This is a genomic window from Cytobacillus kochii (assembly GCF_020171845.1).
GTDB lineage: Bacteria > Bacillota > Bacilli > Bacillales > Cytobacillaceae > Cytobacillus > Cytobacillus kochii.
This window is the reverse complement of sequence record NZ_JAIVAM010000002.1, coordinates 318,036-335,702: the sequence shown is the minus strand read 5'-3', so window position 1 is coordinate 335,702 and position 17,667 is coordinate 318,036. Positions and strand designations below refer to the sequence as shown.

The following is a 17,667-nucleotide window of genomic DNA, read 5'->3' as shown; positions in this document are numbered from 1 at the left end:
TGATTTGTAATGGGTTTAACAAATATCGGAATACCAGGTTTAATCATTATCCTTGTCATCACCTTAATTATATTTGGACCAAAAAAACTACCTGAAATTGGTTCAGCTTTCGGAAAAACATTAGCTGAATTTAAAAGATCGACAAGAGAAATTATGGACGATAATGAGAAGGAAACTTTGACAGTGGCTGCTAAAAATGAAGAGGAATCTAAATAACATCTGTGATGGGGGCTGTAAAGATGGAGAATAATGACCAAACACTAGTGGAGCATTTAACTGATTTAAGAAAAGTGCTCATTCGATCGATTGTCTTCTTTACCTTTTGTTTTATCCTTTGCTTAGTGTTTATTAACCACCTTATTCCCATTCTAGCTAATGACTATGATCTCGTCATGCTAGGGCCATTAGATGTCATTAGACTATACACAGGGATTGCCGGTAGCATTAGCCTCGGCATTTCCCTTCCCTTCATTGCTTTTCAAGCATGGCTATTTATTAGACCTGCATTAAATGATAAAGAAGCAAAAATCTCAATCATGTTCATTCCAGGAATTATTTGTAGCTTCGCCATTGGCTTATCATTTGGTTTATTCATTGTATTCCCAACCATTTATGGTTTTCTCATGCACCTTGGCGAAAGTAATTTTTCTATGATGATTACTGCTCGAGAATATTTCTCATTTTTATTGATTTCTACTATTCCGTTTGGGTTTCTATTTGAAGTTCCATTATTACTAGTCTTTCTCACAAATATCGGGGTCGTATCCCCAGAAATGCTAAAGTCAGTAAGAAAATACGCATATGTGGTGCTTGCTGTTGTTTCTGCGCTCATTACGCCACCAGACTTTTTCTCACAAATACTCGTACTCTTTCCATTAATTGGACTATATGAACTCGGACTGTTTCTTTCAAAGATCAGCTATAGAAAACGATTGGTCATGGAAGCAGAGTTAAATAAAGGGTAGTTTACTGATAGTGAAGACGATAGTATTCTCGTGGACATCTTTAAAATAGGTAAATGAAGAAATACAATCTCTAATAATAACAAGGATCGTATGAAGAGAAATCCAATCTTAGTCATTTTTTAATTAGATTTCGATATTGCTCTATAAAATGCTTAGGTACATCTTTCATATAAAAAGGATATACACCACGATTAGTATGTAAATACAATGTACCTAGCTTTTTTTTCGATTCTCTAAATGAAATATCAAACACAGCATGTATATCTATTTCGTCTTCACTCCATATAATTTTCTTATCGAAGAGTTTAATTTCACTTTCTATTTCCTCATACTTCTGGACATTCCAATCAATTTTACGCACAACTTTTATATAAGTAAGACTAGCTATAAGTTCCAATGGCGAACCCCCAATATTTAATATCTCCATTCTATGGGATTGTTAGTGAAAACGATAATGATTTGCTTAAAAGTAAAGAAGCCATGTTAGCAACGTTAAAAATGCTACTATTATTGTTCAATTCAAGCAGATACCTACTCCCCTATGTGACTTCTTAAATAAATCTTAACTGTATACTAGCCAGTAAAACTTAAGATCAAAAGCAAAGAAAGAATGGATGCTCTTCTTTTTGCATTTAAGAACCAGCTTCCGATTCTTTCATATGGTTACGAACAGTTCAAAACAATGTTCCGAACTTTAAAGTACACCAGAAAATAATCTCGCAAATGACTCTTTTGTTCTTTCAAATAACCCTCTTTTGTAAAACTGTACCGGACTTATTTTAAAACTATCTTTCATATCATCTTCATAATGAGCAACTAAATCTCTAATAGAACTTGTCCCGTATAGAAAAACATTTACCTCGAAGTTCAAATGGAAACTTCTCATATCCATATTAGCAGTACCAATACTGGCTAAATTCCCATCAATAATAATTATTTTTTGATGAAGAAAACCTTTTTTATATGAATAGATCTCTACTCCATAGCGAAGAAGTTCAGAAAAATAAGAACGGCTAGCATATTGCGTAAAAAAACTATCATTAATTTCAGGGACGAGAATTCTCACTTCAACCCCTTTTGCCGCAGCTACTCTTAATGCCGTACGAATGGCTTCATCTGGTACAAAGTAAGGGGTAGCAATCCAAATAGAATAATCAGCAGACGAAATCATCGAATAATAAAAATCCCCCATAATTCCCTGTTGCGTATCTGGTCCACTGGCAACGACCTGAAGCGCTCCGTCTACCACATCATCTTTTTTATGTATAGGCTTCCTATCATTACGATATTTATCCAGTACCTCTTCATTAGCAACATATTCCCAATCTAATAAAAATATCGTGTGTAGTATATAGACAGCTTCACCTTTTAATAAAAGATGGGTATCTCGCCAAAATCCAATTTGCTTATCTTCTCCCAAATATTCATTTCCAACATTCAATCCACCCGTAAAGCCGATCTCTCCATCAATGATGATAATCTTACGGTGATTTCTAAAATTAAATTTCTGATTAAAAAAACCATACTTTAAAGGCGAGAATGGTTTTACTCGGATGCCAGCATCCAACATCTGGTTGATATCTTCCGTATGCAGTGTTAAGCTCCCAGCTGCATCGTAAATAAATAACACTTCTACTCCTTGCTTGGCTTTATCCATCAATATCTTCATTATTTCTTTTCCTAAGCGATCAGAACGAAAAATGTAATATTCCATATGAATGAATTTTTTTGCCTGTAACAGCCTTCTCTTTATTTCAAAAAAAGTTTCATCACCGTTTTTTAAAATGGTTGCTTTAGATTTCGTACTAATCGGAGTTAATGATGAATGATTAGCAAATTCCGCAAATCGAAGCTGGCCATCTTGGAGGAATGATATATCTTGTTCCTCTTCTCTATGCATTAAGCGTTTCCATTCATCTCTATCTCTGCTACGTTTACTTTTAAATAAATACCCTTTCATATATAATTGCCCTGAAAATAAATAAAATAAATATCCAAACACCGGAAAGAATACGATTACATACATCCATAATAATGTATGCTGTGGGGTTCGATCTTCCAGCATAATGGAATAGCATATCACTAATATTGCCAAACTATAAAATACAAGGCACATTATCGTAGTCATTATACTTGTTGCCATAAAAAGTCCGATATATAATGTAACCATCAGAATGAATACAAATAAAAACTCTACTCTTCTTCTACCTATCATTACCATGCCCCATCCCGTAAGTTGCTGTTATTATTAGTACCCTAATTTCCATTTAAAGAAACGAGCTCTATCATAATTTTTATAAACGTTGAGGAGAATAAAATGAAAGTCATACCTTTACATAATGAACATGCCGAAAGTTTCAAACAAATACGTCTAGTTGGACTTAAACAACATCCAGAAAGTTTTGCCTCTAGTTTTGAAGAAGAAGTACAGCAATCAATACAGGATATCGAAAAGAGATTGCACTCTAGTCAAGCAATCACTTACGGTGCTTTTCATGAAGGTAAATTAGGCGGTATCATCACTTTGTTATATGAAAGTAAATTAAAAATGCGCCATAAAGGACATATCGTTGGTTTATTTGTACGAGAGGAATTTAGAGGGCTCGGAATGGCAAAACAATTAATGAACACGGTCATAGAAAAAGCACAAGTTAGTACGACTATCGAACAATTACATTTAACTGTCATGGCAGATAATCAACCTGCAATAAAATTATACAAAAAACTAGGTTTCCGCTCATATGCTCACGAACCTCGTGCTTTAAAAGTGGAAGGACATTATTATGATGAAATTCATATGGTCTTACAATTAAAATGAGTTTAAGGCAGGTGTTTACTTGAACGCCTGCCTTAACACATTACCTCTTATAAAGATTGATATTTTTTTAATATTTCCTGAAGCTTCAATGCTAACCCAACATTACCTTCAACCTTTAAACCACCTGTCATAAAGGCTACCGTCGTGTTTAAATCACCTTTTAATAGACTAGAAAAGTGGCTATCACTCATTCTTAATTTAACCGCAGGATCGTCAGCTTCCCCTTCAATTACACTTACCTTTCCATCGCATAAAACAATTTGAATGGGGCCACTTTCTTTTAAATCCACTTGAAACACTCTATTTTTTTCATTTACAATATACTCTGGTTGATTATTCATTTTATCCGTCATTTCTTCAAGCTCAAGTAATACAGACATGTTAAGCCTCCCTTTTATCAATAAAATACCTTAAGCTGTAGCAAGGACATGGAAATGCAAACATAAAATAGAAAGAAATTCGTTACTCTAAAATTCACATGATTTTTCAATAGGATTACAGTATAGCGGTAATGATTTCAGTATATAATTGTCCTCGAAATCTTTCATTTCATCGCAGTAACTTTATTAATATTCTATGTGGTAAATGAATCTTCCTGCCTAAAATGAATAATTATTCATTTTTCTTATTTTACATGAGGAAGTTCTTTTCAAATAAAAATAACTCGCCCATTGGCAAGCTATTTTTAGTACTCATTCATATAACCCCTGTTATTACACTTAAGAAAGGAATCTATTCTCTCCACGGAAGTTCAGTTCCAAAGCTTTGTGCCCTTTTTTCACTATCCTTCCTTCTGCGCTTTCTATGTTCCGCTCTTTCTTTCGCACTTTCATATAGGCTCATTTCTTCGTCAGTCACGGGTACAACTTTAGGAATGGGCGCTGGTTTCCCATCTTCACCAAGCGCTACCATTGTAAGGAAAGATAGAGCACAAATATTTCTATCTCCTGTTAAGAGATCTTCTGATATAACCTTTACAAATATCTCCATTGAAGACCTGCCTGTATATGTAACAAATGCTTCTAAGCAAACCGCATTACCAGCGTAAATAGGGTGTAAAAAATCAACTGAATCAGTTGACGCTGTTACAACCGCTTTTCTTGAATGCCTCATAGCTGCAATCCCAGCAATATCATCTATATAAGCCATTAACTTCCCACCAAACAGCGTTCCATGTCCATTTGTATCTGGTGGTTGAACAATACTTGTTTTTACAACATATGATTCTTTACAAAACTTTGATTCACTCACACTATTTTCTCCCTTCATAAAAGTATCAAAGGATACCTTTATATATCATACCTCATTACCGTTATTTAAAAAATGAATTCTTCTTTTTTGGCCTGAGTGTGTCCCCTGTCCATCCTTTTTTCACCAGTAACATATAGACAGCTACAGTAGATAGAATAATAATGACCAATGCACCTGCGTATCCCCATTTCTCATCTAATTCTGGCATAAATGAGAAATTCATCCCCCAAAGAGCTCCCCATGCACTAATTGGTGTAAATAATGTCGTAATAACTGTTAAAGTTTTTATAACTTCATTTCCTCGATGGGAGGATACCATTTCTTCAAAATGTACAAGGTGATCAATTTCTTCAATATACTCTTTCGTTAACATATTTCCTCTTTCTAACCTTTTTCTCATATTTTTAAAATGCTTTGTCTCAACAATTTCCCTTGAAAATGCTTCTTCCAAGCCAAACGATAATTCTATAATTGGAATCATAAAGTTTTTCCAAACTAACACTTCATGTCTTAGCTGAAAAATTTCTTCTAATCGATCAATACTGTTCTTTTGTTTGATTTCCCAAAGTAAATCGTTTAATTTCAACTCAAAATCATCAATTCTTTTAATACTATTCTTTAAAATCTCCGCTAAAAGAATAGAGAAACCCGCAACTGCATTTTCAGCTTCCAACATATCATCATTTATATGACTATCCTGTTCAAATTCACTCGTTATCAGTACATGTTCTGTTAGAAAATAATGGAGAAGCTTATATTCTTTTTGTTGATTAAGCTTTTGTTCATAGATGAGCGATCCACAAATGTAGCTTTTCCCTTCCGTTGATCGCAAATGGAGATGATTTGATTCTTGAGAAGATATATGCTCGATCCACATTTCAATTTCTTCTTTATAAAAAGGGAATGCTAAATGTTTGTTTGCTTCTGGTTCAAAAAAATTAAGCCAACGCCAATTATTCATCTCTTTTGTATCCATTCATTCTCACCCTCCTACTTTAACATTCCCTGAAAATGAACATAACAAAACCATATGTTTATATTTAAATGAAACGGGTAATTATAATACATGCAAGAAATAAACTTTCCATAAAATGAAGGAGGAGTTAATATGAAATCTCGTCCAAAGAACTTTATTATTGCAGGAGTTGGCGTAACAAGTTTACTATTACTTGCTAAGAAGGAAAATCGTGAAAAGTTACAGACACTCACACATAAAATGAAAAGTTATCTTCCAACTAATAGTGAGGATCAATATGAAATGAAAGCCGGACATCCCGATCCACAAGACACCCGCGATAATGAAATGGTCAGTGAAGGTGCTATGACTTCCGTTAATTATTATAATAATCAACAAGAAGAAAAATAACCTAGGGATTTTTCCTTAGGTTATTTTTCTTCTACAATCATTGGATGAAGTTTAGCTTTTCCTCTCCTCAACCTTGTCTTAATTGTCGAGAGAGGTAGCTTTGTTGCTTCACTTATTTCCTTTAATGACATTTGTTCGAAGTAATAAAGATATAGTGGTTCTTTATATTTTTCAGGTAGACAAAAGATAATCTTCTCTACTTCTTCTCGATTACTTTTTTTAACAAACAATTCATCGGCCCCTGGAGATTTGGCTTCCTCATATAGAGTAGGTAGCCTCTCTTCTAAAAATTGTCGTTCACTTTGTTGTTTTCTCCATTGATCCCTACATTTGTTTAATGCAATTTTATATAACCAATTTTTAATATTCGTTTCTTCTTTCAAGGAAGGGAAAGCTAAATAAGCTGAAATCAAGGCTTCTTGGAGTAAATCCTCCGCTCTTTGGGGATGTTTAATTAAAGAATAAATGTATCTGTATAATGATTGAGCATACTCGCTCACATAATTTTCGAATGTGTAATTAATTGTTGCTTCCATACTTCATCTGGGTCTATTACCCTTTCCTCCTTTATATCTTTTCTTACCCTAATAGACGAATGATAGACCTTCTTCCCCTACAGTGTTTTTTATTTTTTTAATAAAAACTTGTTTGTTTTGTAAGAAACCAAGTAACACCAATCTTCTTACATATCGTCATGTAATGCATGAACATTAATAAAATGGCTCCCATATTAATGCCTAAAATTACGCCATGCATTTGCAGACTTTCCATTGATCCAAATACATACATCGCAACAAAAGATATAAGTGTTGACCACACAGCATGATAAAAGGCATCTTTCATAAGACCCAAACCAATAAGAAATGCTTGCATAGGGAAAATAAAAAAGTGTAACAGAAAGAATGGCCACAGTAATTGCACATATATACTTGCTTCTATTGAGTGGAAAAATGTACTAGTTAAAGGTTCGGCAAAGAAATAAAAAATGGTAACAGATGGAACACCATACAAGAAGGTGATAAAAAATACTTGTTGAAGTAACCGCCGTAAGTAATTATGCTTCTCTTCAGCATATGCTCTTGAAACAGTAGGAATGAGCATAACCATAAAGGAATGAGCAATAAAAGCAGGAAACATTCCAATTGTCATTGCTACACCTGCAACCATCCCAAAATGTTCAGTGGCAATATCCGTACTGATTCCAGACTTTAGCAATGCCGCTTTTATTAAAAATGGTTGGATCGCATGGGTTAAAGCATGAAATATCCGTAGACCAGTTGTAGGGATAGACACCCCCATCAAGTTTTTCCACACACTCATACCAGACATCTGCTCAAACGGCAATTTCTTCATCCTTTGATACTGGATGACAAATAAATGAATGAAGTAAGCAAAAATCGCTATTTCACTGCCAACAAATGTACAAACAGCTATAAAAACTGCCGTTTCCGTTTCAAAGCGAAACAAATGAAAAAGTAGAATCAGCAATGAAAGCTGAATGAATTTTCTCAAAAAATTGGCAGAAGCAATCTTCCCCATTTGTTCGTTGCCCATAAAATAACCTCTAGCAATAGAAGAAAATGAAATAATCGGTATGAGAATTATAGCCATCCACCTTAATAGTGGATGATAATCATCAAAAACAGTAATAAATGGGAGAATCGCTGATGCTAACGGGATTAATATAAGTGAAAAGATAATCGTCATTCTAATCACATGATTGAGCATACTATAGTGATATTTTCTATCCTTTTCCGCAATAAATTTAGAGATGGAAACAGGCATTTCAAAACTTGCTAATAAAACAATCAAAAAAATGGTTGGTAGAATAGACATATAAAGCCCTAAACCATGTTCACCTAACTGCCTAGCAAGCACCATATTAATCAGAAATTCAATACATTCACCTGCAAAAGCCGCTAGAATTAATAAAAGCAATCCCTTGAAGAACTTGTTCATTTCGCCTCTCCTTTTTGTCCCCACAAATAAATAATCTCTTCTATCCTATGAGACAACCCTAAAAATTATTAACCTAGTTGAATATTTGTTTACTGATCACTTCACTCTATTTTTGTTTTTTTCTAACCTAAAAAGGGATATACGTATGGAACAATGGATGGTAGATAAAGTCGATATAGCCCCTGCAGGGCCGGTTCACTTGCATTTGCTAGAGAGCGGATATTTGTCTTTCATCAAATATTAATGAAGAAAAAGGGTAAGAAACCGTATATATAATTTTGGGAATTGATCACCTCATTTTTGGTATCTTTGTTATATACCAAGGCTTTGAAAAGAGTAAAAGGGTTGCCTAAAAGTCGAAGAAGTGACTTTTGGGCAACCCTTTTTACTGTGCTATTCTGTTTGCTCATCCATCAACTGCCTGCACACCAAAAATGAAAGATGGATGTGTGGGGATGTTTCATTTGTCAACACTTCTTGCGGATTTTTATATCCATTTGCACAGATATAGACAGTCTGATTTTCCGTTCCTATTTTTAGCTTGCATGCTACCCATTTATAGCTGGCACAGATAGTAGCGACCCATTTTTCAATTCTCACTTTTCTATCTATTCTTCCAATAAAGATGCTGACCACTTCTTATATAGGTAATCTAGCTCTCTTTGACATTGTTCCTTTTCACATTGTAAGTCTTGCAGCATGCTCAAGGCTTCACCAGTCATCATCTTTCTTTCTATTATCTGTAATTTTTCTTCTAGCTCTTCCATTTCCTCTTCTATACCATCTGTTTGATGAATATTTTGCTTTACTGTACTTTCCCTTTCAACCTTTTTTATCGCTTCCTTAATTGGAGGTGCCATCTGTTGAATTTGGTTGCACCACTTTTCCCATGCATATGTGAATGATCCATTAAAATAGGAAAGCCTTCTCTGATTCAATATATACGTTTGGTTGAATAATAGCTCGATGAAATAACGATCGTGAGAAACAGCTAAGATCGTTCCTTGAAATTCCTGCAGTGCCTGTTCAAGCACTTCTCTCGATTCAATATCGAGATGATTTGTGGGTTCATCAAGGATAAGAAAATTCACATTTTGATACATGAGTTGTGCTAAACGCAGTCGCATGCGCTCACCACCACTTAACTGTTTCACCTTCTTATAGACGGCATAACCATAGAAAAGAAAATTTGCTAGAATCCCTCTCGCTTCTCCCTCCGCTACAGCATGTATGTCCCTGAACATTTGTAGTACGGTTTTTTCTTGGTTTTCGCTCTCTGTAAATACTTGTTGTGCTAAGTAGCCAATTTGACAATTACTACCTATTTGCACTTCTCCTTCATCTGGAAGTAAATGATGTAAAATTAATTTTATTAATGTCGTTTTACCGCTGCCGTTTTCTCCAACAAGCACTGCACGATCTTGAAAACGTAAATGCATGTCAATACTTTCTAACACAATCTCTCCACTAAAAGACTTTGTCATATTTTCTATAACTAACGTGTCTTTCCCACTTCTCTCTTCTGCTGCCAAATTCAAATGTATTTTGCGATGAGAAACGGGTTTTTTTACCTTTTCCATCCGATTTAGTGCCTTTTCCATACTACTTGCTTTTTTATGGAGCCCGGCATTAGGTGGGTTGGCTTGATTTGCCCACTCTCTTAACCTTTTTATCGATTCTTTCATCTTTTTTATTTTCTTCTGTTGATCTTCATACTTTTGAAATTCCTGTAATAGTCGACTTTCCTTTTCTTTTACATAATCAGAATAATTGGTATGATAATTCGTTAATCCTTCATCTTCTAAATCCATAATCATCGACACGGTTTGATCAAGAAAGTACCGATCATGTGAAACCATAACAATTGTCCCCTCATAATCTTTAATAAAACTTGTTAACCAATCAACAGCTTGGAGATCAAGATGATTTGTCGGTTCATCCAATAATAATAAATCTGGTTTCTTAAGTAGCTCTTTGGCTAAGCAAACTTTTGTTTTCTCACCACCACTAAGCATTTGAAACTTTTTCTCCATTAATGCTTCTATACCAAGCCCATTAATGACTGTTTTTATTTTTCCCTCTATTTCATAGCCTCCGTCATTCATAAAATAATCTTGTAACTTCCCATATTCATTGAGTAGATGTTCCACCCCATTCGAGGTTTGTGATTGAGCTAATTTTTGTTCCATATCTGTTAGTTTTCTTTTCACCTCAAGTAAATTAGAAAAGGCTTCCTCCACTACATCCAAAGCAATAACCGATTCATTATATTCTGGTATTTGATGTAAATAGCCAATCACAATATGTTTACGCCAATGTATTTGACCTTGGTCAGGCTGTTCTATCCCAGCCATGATTTTTAACAACGTCGACTTTCCACTACCATTTCTTCCAACAATACCTACTCGCGAGTGGTTCCGTATGTCAAAACTAATATTAGTGAAGACTGTATCACCACCGTACAATTTCGTTATATTTTGTCCGCTCGTTATCATTTCATTTTCCTCCATATAAGAATAGCTCATTTCGTCACTTGTCAGCGTTAAAGCTCTTTTTTTCCTACCACCGCAAGCAACATGAGCTAGACAGAAATTTGATTAGGTGAAAAAAAAGGGCCACAGAGAATAAACTTCTCCTGTGACCCTTTTCTCATTTAAATATAAATACTCACCTGTATCCATACAAGTAAATATTCAGTATTATCATTGTGCTCTTTGACGGGTGTAAAGAGATGTTTGACTGCTTATTTTAGCTATGCAATGGTTATAAAAGGACAGACGTATCCCGTTAACAGTCATTGCGCCAAAAATTGCACAGAAAATAGTTATATGTTCAAGCCATTTTCCACGCGTTAAAACAGTTCCACTCATCTCTTCTACACCTCCTTTTTCCATTCAATTACTACTAGTTTAAATGAAATATTCTAAAATAACAATCATTTTCAAATATATATTTTTATCGTTTTTTTGATTTCTATGCTGTGGGAAAAGACTAATATACCCGATATATTGATGCGCACTCTACAATGCCTATTTTGAAATTTCTAAATATCATAATAATCTACTCACTGTTTCTGAATGTAGGCTTATTATAAATTGGGTGGTTAATACCCTTGCTCCTTTATTCTGAGTAAAATTTTCTAAGTTAACTATCCTCTTAAGCATCCCCAGTAAATAGCAGTGCAAAAGCTATATCAATATCCCTTTCCCTTGATTAATTGACTAAAAGGACATCAACATTTGACATAGAGTTAAGGTAAATGCATCTCTACACCAATCGGTTAAGGCCAAAAAAAAGAGAGCTTCATCACAAAACTCTCTCTAAACTATTCTTTGACTATATGATTCTTAAATGCATAGATTACGGCTTGAGTGCGATCTTGGACATCAAGTTTACTTAAGATATTACTTACATGTGTTTTAACGGTTTTTAAAGCAATGTATAGTTCATCAGCAATCTCTTGATTAGTTTTTCCTTGCGTCATATGAAGTAGAATTTCCATTTCTCTACTGGTTAATTCTTCATGGAGAGGTTGTTCTTTTTTTCCTCTCATCTTTAACATCATTTTTCCAGTGACCTCAGGTTCTAAGACAGATTCTCCTTGTTGTGTTCTGCGTATCGCGTGTGCAATTTCACTTGCTTTTGATGTTTTTAACATATAGCTAGTAGCTCCTGCCTCAAGTGCGGGATAAACCTTTTCATCATCTAAGAAGCTCGTTACAATTATTATTTTTGCTTCTGGCCATTGCTCAACAATTTGCTTTGTCGCTTCAATCCCATCCATTTCTTTCATCACTAGATCCATTAGAATAATATCTGGTCGTAATTCCATTGCCAGCTCGATCGCTTGTTTACCGTTATCCGCCTCGCCAATTACTTCTATATCAGGTTGAGCTGATAAATAAGCGGTCACACCAATCCTCACCATCTCATGGTCATCTACAAATAATACGCGTATCATTTTTCATCGCCCCCTTCACCTTCAATAATGGGTACTTTTACTTCTAATCTTGTTCCTTTATTAGGAAGGCTGATCATTTTTAATGTACCACCAATCTCTAGTGCTCTTTCATACATATTTTGAATACCGTATGAACCTGCTTTTGCCTTATCTACATTAAAACCGATACCATCATCAATAATACGTAGAATAGCAAATCCGTCACGTTGAATAAGTAATACATCTAAGGTGTCTGCTTTTGCATGACGCAAAGTATTGGAAACAGATTCTTGTAGAATGCGAAAAAGGTGATCCTCAATCCCTTTATCTAAATAAAAGTCCTCTGCTCTCCATTTGATATTCATGGTGACTTTTTGTTTTAACTCAAGCAGCAGTTCCTCGATTCCTTCTATTAGCTTTTTTCCTTTTAAGGCAACAGGGCGTAGGTGAAGCAATAAAGCACGCATTTCTAGCTGGGATTGATGGATCATCCCTTCTACTAACTGCAATTGCTTGACCTCATTGGCCGATTTTTCCTCTGTTTGTTCCATAATCGCTGACATTAACATAGAAGCAGCAAATAATTGTTGACTTACTGAATCGTGTAATTCTCTTGCCAAACGATTTCTTTCTTCATAAATAATTTCTTGCATACGATTATCAATATCTTTCGCTTTTTCATTTGCGAGCCGTTGCGTATACTTGGCCTGTTCTGATATTTGCTTCTGTATTTTGATTATTCTTTGGTATATGTTTTGAACATCAGCACTTACTTCTTCATGATTAACCGTGAGTACTCTTCCTTCTTCTACCTCATGAAGCCAGCCTTCCATCTCTTTCAGTTGCTTCTGCCATCTATAACCAGATAATAACCCATAAAAAACACCTAATAAGATGCTTATCATTGGTGCAAACAATGCAAAGGGAATATCAACGACTTTAAAATGCCAGAAATCAATCAGGCGAATAGGGAAAACAAAATAAAACGACAACATCATGCTGATAAGTAATAGTAGTGAAAGAAGCACTCCATATAAGATCTGACGTTGAGCCATATTCATGAGCGCTTCACCTCTATATCACCCACAATTAAAGAGGTGACGATTTTCACCTTTTGTTCAGTTTGGTTATAATTTTCCGTCTCAAAAATATAATTGCGGTTAAAAGCTCTTTTTTCTACCAAATCGAAAATCTGGCTAGAGCCAACAATAACAGAATGATTGATTGACACCTCTACATCATAAGGAATATATATGCGTACATTTCCAATAAGGTTTTTAATAAAGATGATATTCTCTTGATTAGGTAATACCGTATAGCTCAAATCAATCTCAGTATCCCCTAAGCCACATTGGATATTTATATCTCCCCATTCATATACCTCTTCAGAAGTATTTTGGTGCCCACTGATTTTATTCGTTAATAAATTCTTCTTCTGAACCACAGCCTCTTTTCGCTCATCTGCTTTTCGCTGTTCTGCTCTAGGCTGAACCTTCTTTGGTTTCTTTTTCGTTAAGTAAAATTGATAACCAAAATGAACAATAAGTGCAAGGATTAACAACTTGAATGCCATCATATTAAATATAGTAATCGCAAAAAGTAAAATTCCTAGCCAAAAAAGGACCTTGCCCCTAGTTTTCGGCATCCATTTACGACCAATATAGATCATACCAATTTCAATGATAATTGAGAAGATGAGCCCATGATTAAAAAAGAACATTTCTAAAATAATCATTGCTAAGGCAATGAATATCCACATTTTATAGTCCTCATTCCATTTTTCAAACATGTGACATCCCTCCTAATCATGTTGTTTAAAAGGCGCAAGTCGGCCTTACGCCTTTCAATGCTTGTTTCTCGGTCAATTATCTTTAGCATACCATGTTTTTATGACTGCAAGGAATCATCCTTTTTCATTTTCAATTCTAAATCAGCAATTTTTTTATCAATATGATTATGGAAGTATTGATTTTGCACTTTTTGTTCTAACTCTGAAATATATTTCTCCATATCATTAAACTTATCATAAGCAGTTTGGTAGGAGTGTTCTTCTCCTAATACTTTATTCATTTTTACTTGAGCACGAGTTACATTTTCTCTCCCCATTAATTGCATGCGGCGAATTTGCATATCCTTTAGTTTATGCTTCATTTCTTCATACTGTCTTTCTAACTTTCCAAGCTCCTCTGATGCTTCTGCCACCATCGTTTGTAATTTATCTGCTCTTTCAGAAAAGTACTGTGTTTCTGTCTTCGCAAATGTTGCTAGCTCCTCTTCACCTGCTCGTTCTGCAACTTCCGCTTGTCCTTTTCTTTTAGTTGCCATATCCATGGCATGGGCAAGTTCTTTACGAAATTCTTCTCTCAGTTTAAATTGTCTTTCTATATATTTTTTCACTTTTTCTGTTTCTTGCTCACTTTGCCTCAAATACTGATTTAATATTGCTATGGGATTTTTACTTTCTTTTTTATCGAGCACCTCATTGATATCTGTTACAATCGTGTTTTTAATTCTTGTTAATAGATTTACCATAATGTCTCCTCCTATTGTTTCCATGATTATTTATGAAGATCGGACCATTGCTTCTCAAAGTTCACAAATGGATCATCGCTTTGTTTTGTCTTTGGCTTTTCTTTATTCCAATTTTTATAAATCAGGTAAATGACATAAAGAGCTAGAACAGCTAAAATTGCTGGGATATTACTGATAGAGAACAATAGTAATACGACACCTACAGTACCCCAAGCTACTTTTTCCCAACCATCTGTTTTGATAAATTGTTTAAATACTAAATAAAGTAATGCAGCTGTAATCGCTAATGCGATAAGTGAACCTAAATTCGCCAATACAACTATTGCCGCAATTCCCCCTGCTATGATTAAAAGAAATTTTTTCATTTCTCTGCCTCCTTTCACTATTTATCTTACCTATTTATAAGATCGTACATAACGTGCCACAGCTTGATTTTGCTCTAAGACTTAAGTCTGAACGAGAGCTGAGCCCCCATTTTATTCTATACATGTAAAACTAATTTAAGTTCATACTACAATTGGGAGGTGTGACAATGTCTCATTCTTGGTTGCTTTCATTTTTGTTAATGATTTCACCTATCAATGATGATTCCATATTCACAATTGAAAAAGAAGATAAAGTAATCACACAAATACAAAGAGAAGACTTTGCTATTCCACAGTCCAATTTACCGTTTATTGAAATGAAAAAATTCGAGACATTTTTGGAGGATCTCGATAAAAAAACATTTATTGCCCCTAAAGACGCTTATATAAAAGGAAATATGATTATCTCAGAAATTGAAGGTAAGCGTTTATACCGTAAAGAATTCAAGAATCAATTTTTTCGCTATTATTTCTCCAAAGGAGTCTCAACTATCCAGCTTCCTCTTATTTCTGTACCAGCAAGAGTGGATAAAGACTTAATCAGTCAAATCAATGTGAAAACAATTGGACAGTATGTCACTTACTTTAATAGCAATAATCAAAATCGCTCTCATAATATTTCTTTAGCTACCGAGGCCATTAATAATTATGTCATTTTCCCTGAAGAAACATTTTCTTTTAATGAGGTTGTTGGGAGAAGAACGAAGGATAAAGGATACCTACGTGCGCCCGTAATTGTAAGAGGGGAACTGTCTGAAGATATTGGTGGCGGGATATGCCAGGTGTCTTCCACACTATTTAATGCCGTCGATCGTGCCGGTGTTGAGATCGGCGAGAGATTCTCGCATAGCAAAAGAGTCCCTTATGTACCAAAAGGAAGAGACGCAACGGTAAGTTGGTATGGACCAGACTTTACCTTTACAAACCCTTATGAGTTTCCTTTACTTATAAGCGCACACGTTTATGGTGGCCAAATGATTGTTGTAATCAAATCTTCAGACGAAATTGAGACTTCACCACGCCATGTTCCCAATGCTTCAAAAATATTACCAAAAGAAATACGTGCAAACGGGAATACTTAAAAAGTAGAATTATATCGGACCTTATTTTAATGACCATCTGGGCATTAAAAGTGACAGCCTTAGTTCTTAAATAACGAATGTTCATGTCCCCTTCAAGTAGACATAAAAAAACCTTCATGATTCCATGAAGAAAAGAATACTACTTGGAGGATTTTTTCTATGCCAAAGAAATCTAAAAGGGCCGTCTCCTTATTACAGATGATTTAGATGAATATGGGTGCTAAATTAATTACTCTGATAATGACAGCAATGCACATACCACTTATCATTCGAAAGCTAGCCAACAGAAATGAATTGAACTTATATATAAAACGGTAGCAAAATAGGCAAGAGAAACATAGTTAGCCGTTCTCCGTTTTAGATCAAGTCTCCGAATATAACTTAAAGCTATTCAGCTGCCGATTAGGGGTATATATGAAATTAAGAGCAGCCACTCACGCAAAGGAAAGCTGTATAGGATTACTCTTTCACTTCACCCTACCGCATAGCAGTATATAAGTAATTGGAAGGCAGAAGACAAACTACTCGAGGATTACATTTACCATTACGATTACAAACGGAGACAAACGGAGATAAAAAACGCGTGCCTATTAAATATTATGACACGCGTTCATTGCTTAGCTTTTTATGTTGACTACTTGAAAGGGGCAAGACCAAGGATCATTTTTATTATTCCCTTTTATAACAATGGCTTTTCTGAAACAATGACACCATCTTCATCAGCGTATACATATTCGTCTGGCAACCAATCAAGCCCCCCAAATGTCACGATCGTATTCCTATCTCCTTTGCCAGCTTTTCTACTTTTTAATGGACTACTACCAATTGCTAATACTCCAATATCCATTGATGCTATATCTGCTGTATCTCGCACACAACCATATATAATGACACCCGCCAACCCGCGCGTTTCTGCAATTTTTGCTAATCGATCGCCCATAAGTGCACATCGCCTTGACCCACCACCATCAACAACAAGCACATGACCTTCTGGGATACTTTCCAGTGCTTCAAGTACAAGTACATTATCTTCAAAAACCTTAACTGTTGAAACTTTACCATGGAATCTCTTTTTCTTACCGTATGAATAGAATACTTCTTGATTTACCTTTACATATTCATGATGGTCGTCACATAAATCTGCTGTTTTAAAAGACATGATATCCCTCCTCACTCTACTAATTAATTTCGTCATCCGATGAAAAGTTTCCTTTGTCTAATGGAAAGAAAAAGTGATAACTTGCATATAAGTGTAATGAAAGGGGTGGATCATTATCGCTTATTTATGGATAACAACAAGCGCTTATTTACTCATCGTTGGTTTGGCTGCTGGCGTTTTTGTTTACACATTAAGGTACGCGCTTCATTCAAAAGATTCTACCCAAATAG

General features: G+C 35.0%; 20 protein-coding genes. 5 read left to right on the top strand and 15 right to left on the bottom strand.

What is annotated here, in order from left to right; genetic code table 11:
• Window positions 1–9: 9 nt before the first annotated feature.
• Entirely contained in the window at window positions 10–216 is a 207-nt protein-coding gene (gene tatA / locus LCM23_RS02585) for a twin-arginine translocase TatA/TatE family subunit (protein WP_224935406.1), read from the top strand.
• A 23-nt stretch (window positions 217–239) separates the two neighbouring features.
• Complete coding sequence (gene tatC / locus LCM23_RS02580) at window positions 240–965, top strand: twin-arginine translocase subunit TatC (protein WP_224935404.1); 726 nt, start codon at window positions 240–242, stop codon at window positions 963–965.
• Window positions 966–1,077: 112 nt separating this feature from the next.
• Here the strand turns inward: tatC and LCM23_RS02575 are convergent, their stop codons facing one another.
• Complete coding sequence (locus tag LCM23_RS02575) at window positions 1,078–1,362, bottom strand: hypothetical protein (RefSeq protein WP_224935400.1); 285 nt, start codon at window positions 1,360–1,362, stop codon at window positions 1,078–1,080.
• Between the two features lie 297 nt (window positions 1,363–1,659).
• The gene (gene cls, locus LCM23_RS02570) at window positions 1,660–3,177 is read right to left on the bottom strand and encodes a cardiolipin synthase (protein ID WP_224935729.1); all 1,518 of its coding nucleotides are present in this window, start codon (window positions 3,175–3,177) and stop codon (window positions 1,660–1,662) included.
• A 105-nt stretch (window positions 3,178–3,282) separates the two neighbouring features.
• Here cls and LCM23_RS02565 point away from each other — a divergent pair, with 105 nt between their 5' ends.
• A complete protein-coding gene (locus LCM23_RS02565; protein WP_224935397.1) occupies window positions 3,283–3,783 on the top strand; it encodes a GNAT family N-acetyltransferase in 501 nt (166 codons plus the stop codon).
• Window positions 3,784–3,830: 47 nt separating this feature from the next.
• On the opposite strand, the gene LCM23_RS02560 is transcribed toward LCM23_RS02565, so the two are convergent.
• The 3 genes from LCM23_RS02560 to LCM23_RS02550 all read right to left on the bottom strand — a co-directional run bounded on the left by LCM23_RS02560 (window position 3,831) and on the right by LCM23_RS02550 (window position 6,010).
• Window positions 3,831–4,163, bottom strand: coding sequence for an SCP2 sterol-binding domain-containing protein (locus tag LCM23_RS02560; RefSeq protein WP_095370103.1), 333 nt, complete (start codon window positions 4,161–4,163; stop codon window positions 3,831–3,833).
• 352 nt (window positions 4,164–4,515) lie between these two features.
• Complete coding sequence (locus LCM23_RS02555; RefSeq protein WP_224935394.1) at window positions 4,516–5,034, bottom strand: acyl-CoA thioesterase; 519 nt, start codon at window positions 5,032–5,034, stop codon at window positions 4,516–4,518.
• Window positions 5,035–5,095: 61 nt separating this feature from the next.
• On the bottom strand, window positions 5,096–6,010 hold the full coding sequence (locus LCM23_RS02550) for a magnesium transporter CorA family protein (protein ID WP_224935392.1): 915 nt from the start codon (window positions 6,008–6,010) through the stop codon (window positions 5,096–5,098).
• 132 nt (window positions 6,011–6,142) lie between these two features.
• On the opposite strand from LCM23_RS02550, the gene LCM23_RS02545 reads away from it, so the two are divergent.
• On the top strand, window positions 6,143–6,400 hold the full coding sequence (locus tag LCM23_RS02545; RefSeq protein ID WP_224935388.1) for a hypothetical protein: 258 nt from the start codon (window positions 6,143–6,145) through the stop codon (window positions 6,398–6,400).
• A gap of 20 nt (window positions 6,401–6,420) precedes the next feature.
• On the opposite strand, the gene LCM23_RS02540 is transcribed toward LCM23_RS02545, so the two are convergent.
• The 9 genes from LCM23_RS02540 to LCM23_RS02500 form a co-directional block, all read right to left on the bottom strand.
• Window positions 6,421–6,936, bottom strand: a complete 516-nt coding sequence (locus LCM23_RS02540) for an RNA polymerase sigma factor (RefSeq protein ID WP_224935386.1) — start codon at window positions 6,934–6,936, stop codon at window positions 6,421–6,423.
• Window positions 6,937–7,033: 97 nt separating this feature from the next.
• A complete protein-coding gene (locus LCM23_RS02535; protein ID WP_224935383.1) occupies window positions 7,034–8,359 on the bottom strand; it encodes an oligosaccharide flippase family protein in 1,326 nt (441 codons plus the stop codon).
• A gap of 608 nt (window positions 8,360–8,967) precedes the next feature.
• Window positions 8,968–10,854: a ribosomal protection-like ABC-F family protein gene (abc-f, locus tag LCM23_RS02530; RefSeq protein WP_224935380.1), complete on the bottom strand. Its 1,887-nt coding sequence runs from the start codon at window positions 10,852–10,854 to the stop codon at window positions 8,968–8,970.
• Between the two features lie 207 nt (window positions 10,855–11,061).
• On the bottom strand, window positions 11,062–11,229 hold the full coding sequence (locus tag LCM23_RS02525) for an RAxF-45 family protein (protein ID WP_224935376.1): 168 nt from the start codon (window positions 11,227–11,229) through the stop codon (window positions 11,062–11,064).
• A gap of 455 nt (window positions 11,230–11,684) precedes the next feature.
• On the bottom strand, window positions 11,685–12,320 hold the full coding sequence (locus LCM23_RS02520) for a response regulator transcription factor (protein WP_095370110.1): 636 nt from the start codon (window positions 12,318–12,320) through the stop codon (window positions 11,685–11,687).
• Complete coding sequence (locus tag LCM23_RS02515; protein ID WP_224935374.1) at window positions 12,317–13,360, bottom strand: sensor histidine kinase; 1,044 nt, start codon at window positions 13,358–13,360, stop codon at window positions 12,317–12,319. Before LCM23_RS02515 ends, LCM23_RS02520 begins: the two co-directional genes overlap by 4 nt.
• Complete coding sequence (gene liaF / locus LCM23_RS02510) at window positions 13,357–14,088, bottom strand: cell wall-active antibiotics response protein LiaF (protein ID WP_095370112.1); 732 nt, start codon at window positions 14,086–14,088, stop codon at window positions 13,357–13,359. The genes LCM23_RS02515 and liaF overlap by 4 nt, the downstream gene beginning before the upstream one ends.
• A 98-nt stretch (window positions 14,089–14,186) precedes the next feature.
• Complete coding sequence (locus tag LCM23_RS02505) at window positions 14,187–14,831, bottom strand: PspA/IM30 family protein (RefSeq protein WP_224935371.1); 645 nt, start codon at window positions 14,829–14,831, stop codon at window positions 14,187–14,189.
• A gap of 26 nt (window positions 14,832–14,857) precedes the next feature.
• A complete protein-coding gene (locus tag LCM23_RS02500) occupies window positions 14,858–15,196 on the bottom strand; it encodes a lmo0954 family membrane protein (protein WP_224935367.1) in 339 nt (112 codons plus the stop codon).
• Window positions 15,197–15,363: 167 nt separating this feature from the next.
• Here LCM23_RS02500 and LCM23_RS02495 point away from each other — a divergent pair, with 167 nt between their 5' ends.
• Entirely contained in the window at window positions 15,364–16,278 is a 915-nt protein-coding gene (locus tag LCM23_RS02495; RefSeq protein ID WP_224935364.1) for a VanW family protein, read from the top strand.
• Window positions 16,279–16,957: 679 nt separating this feature from the next.
• Here LCM23_RS02495 and rraA read toward each other — a convergent pair.
• The gene (rraA, locus tag LCM23_RS02490; RefSeq protein ID WP_224935361.1) at window positions 16,958–17,437 is read right to left on the bottom strand and encodes a ribonuclease E activity regulator RraA; all 480 of its coding nucleotides are present in this window, start codon (window positions 17,435–17,437) and stop codon (window positions 16,958–16,960) included.
• Window positions 17,438–17,667 lie beyond the last annotated feature (230 nt).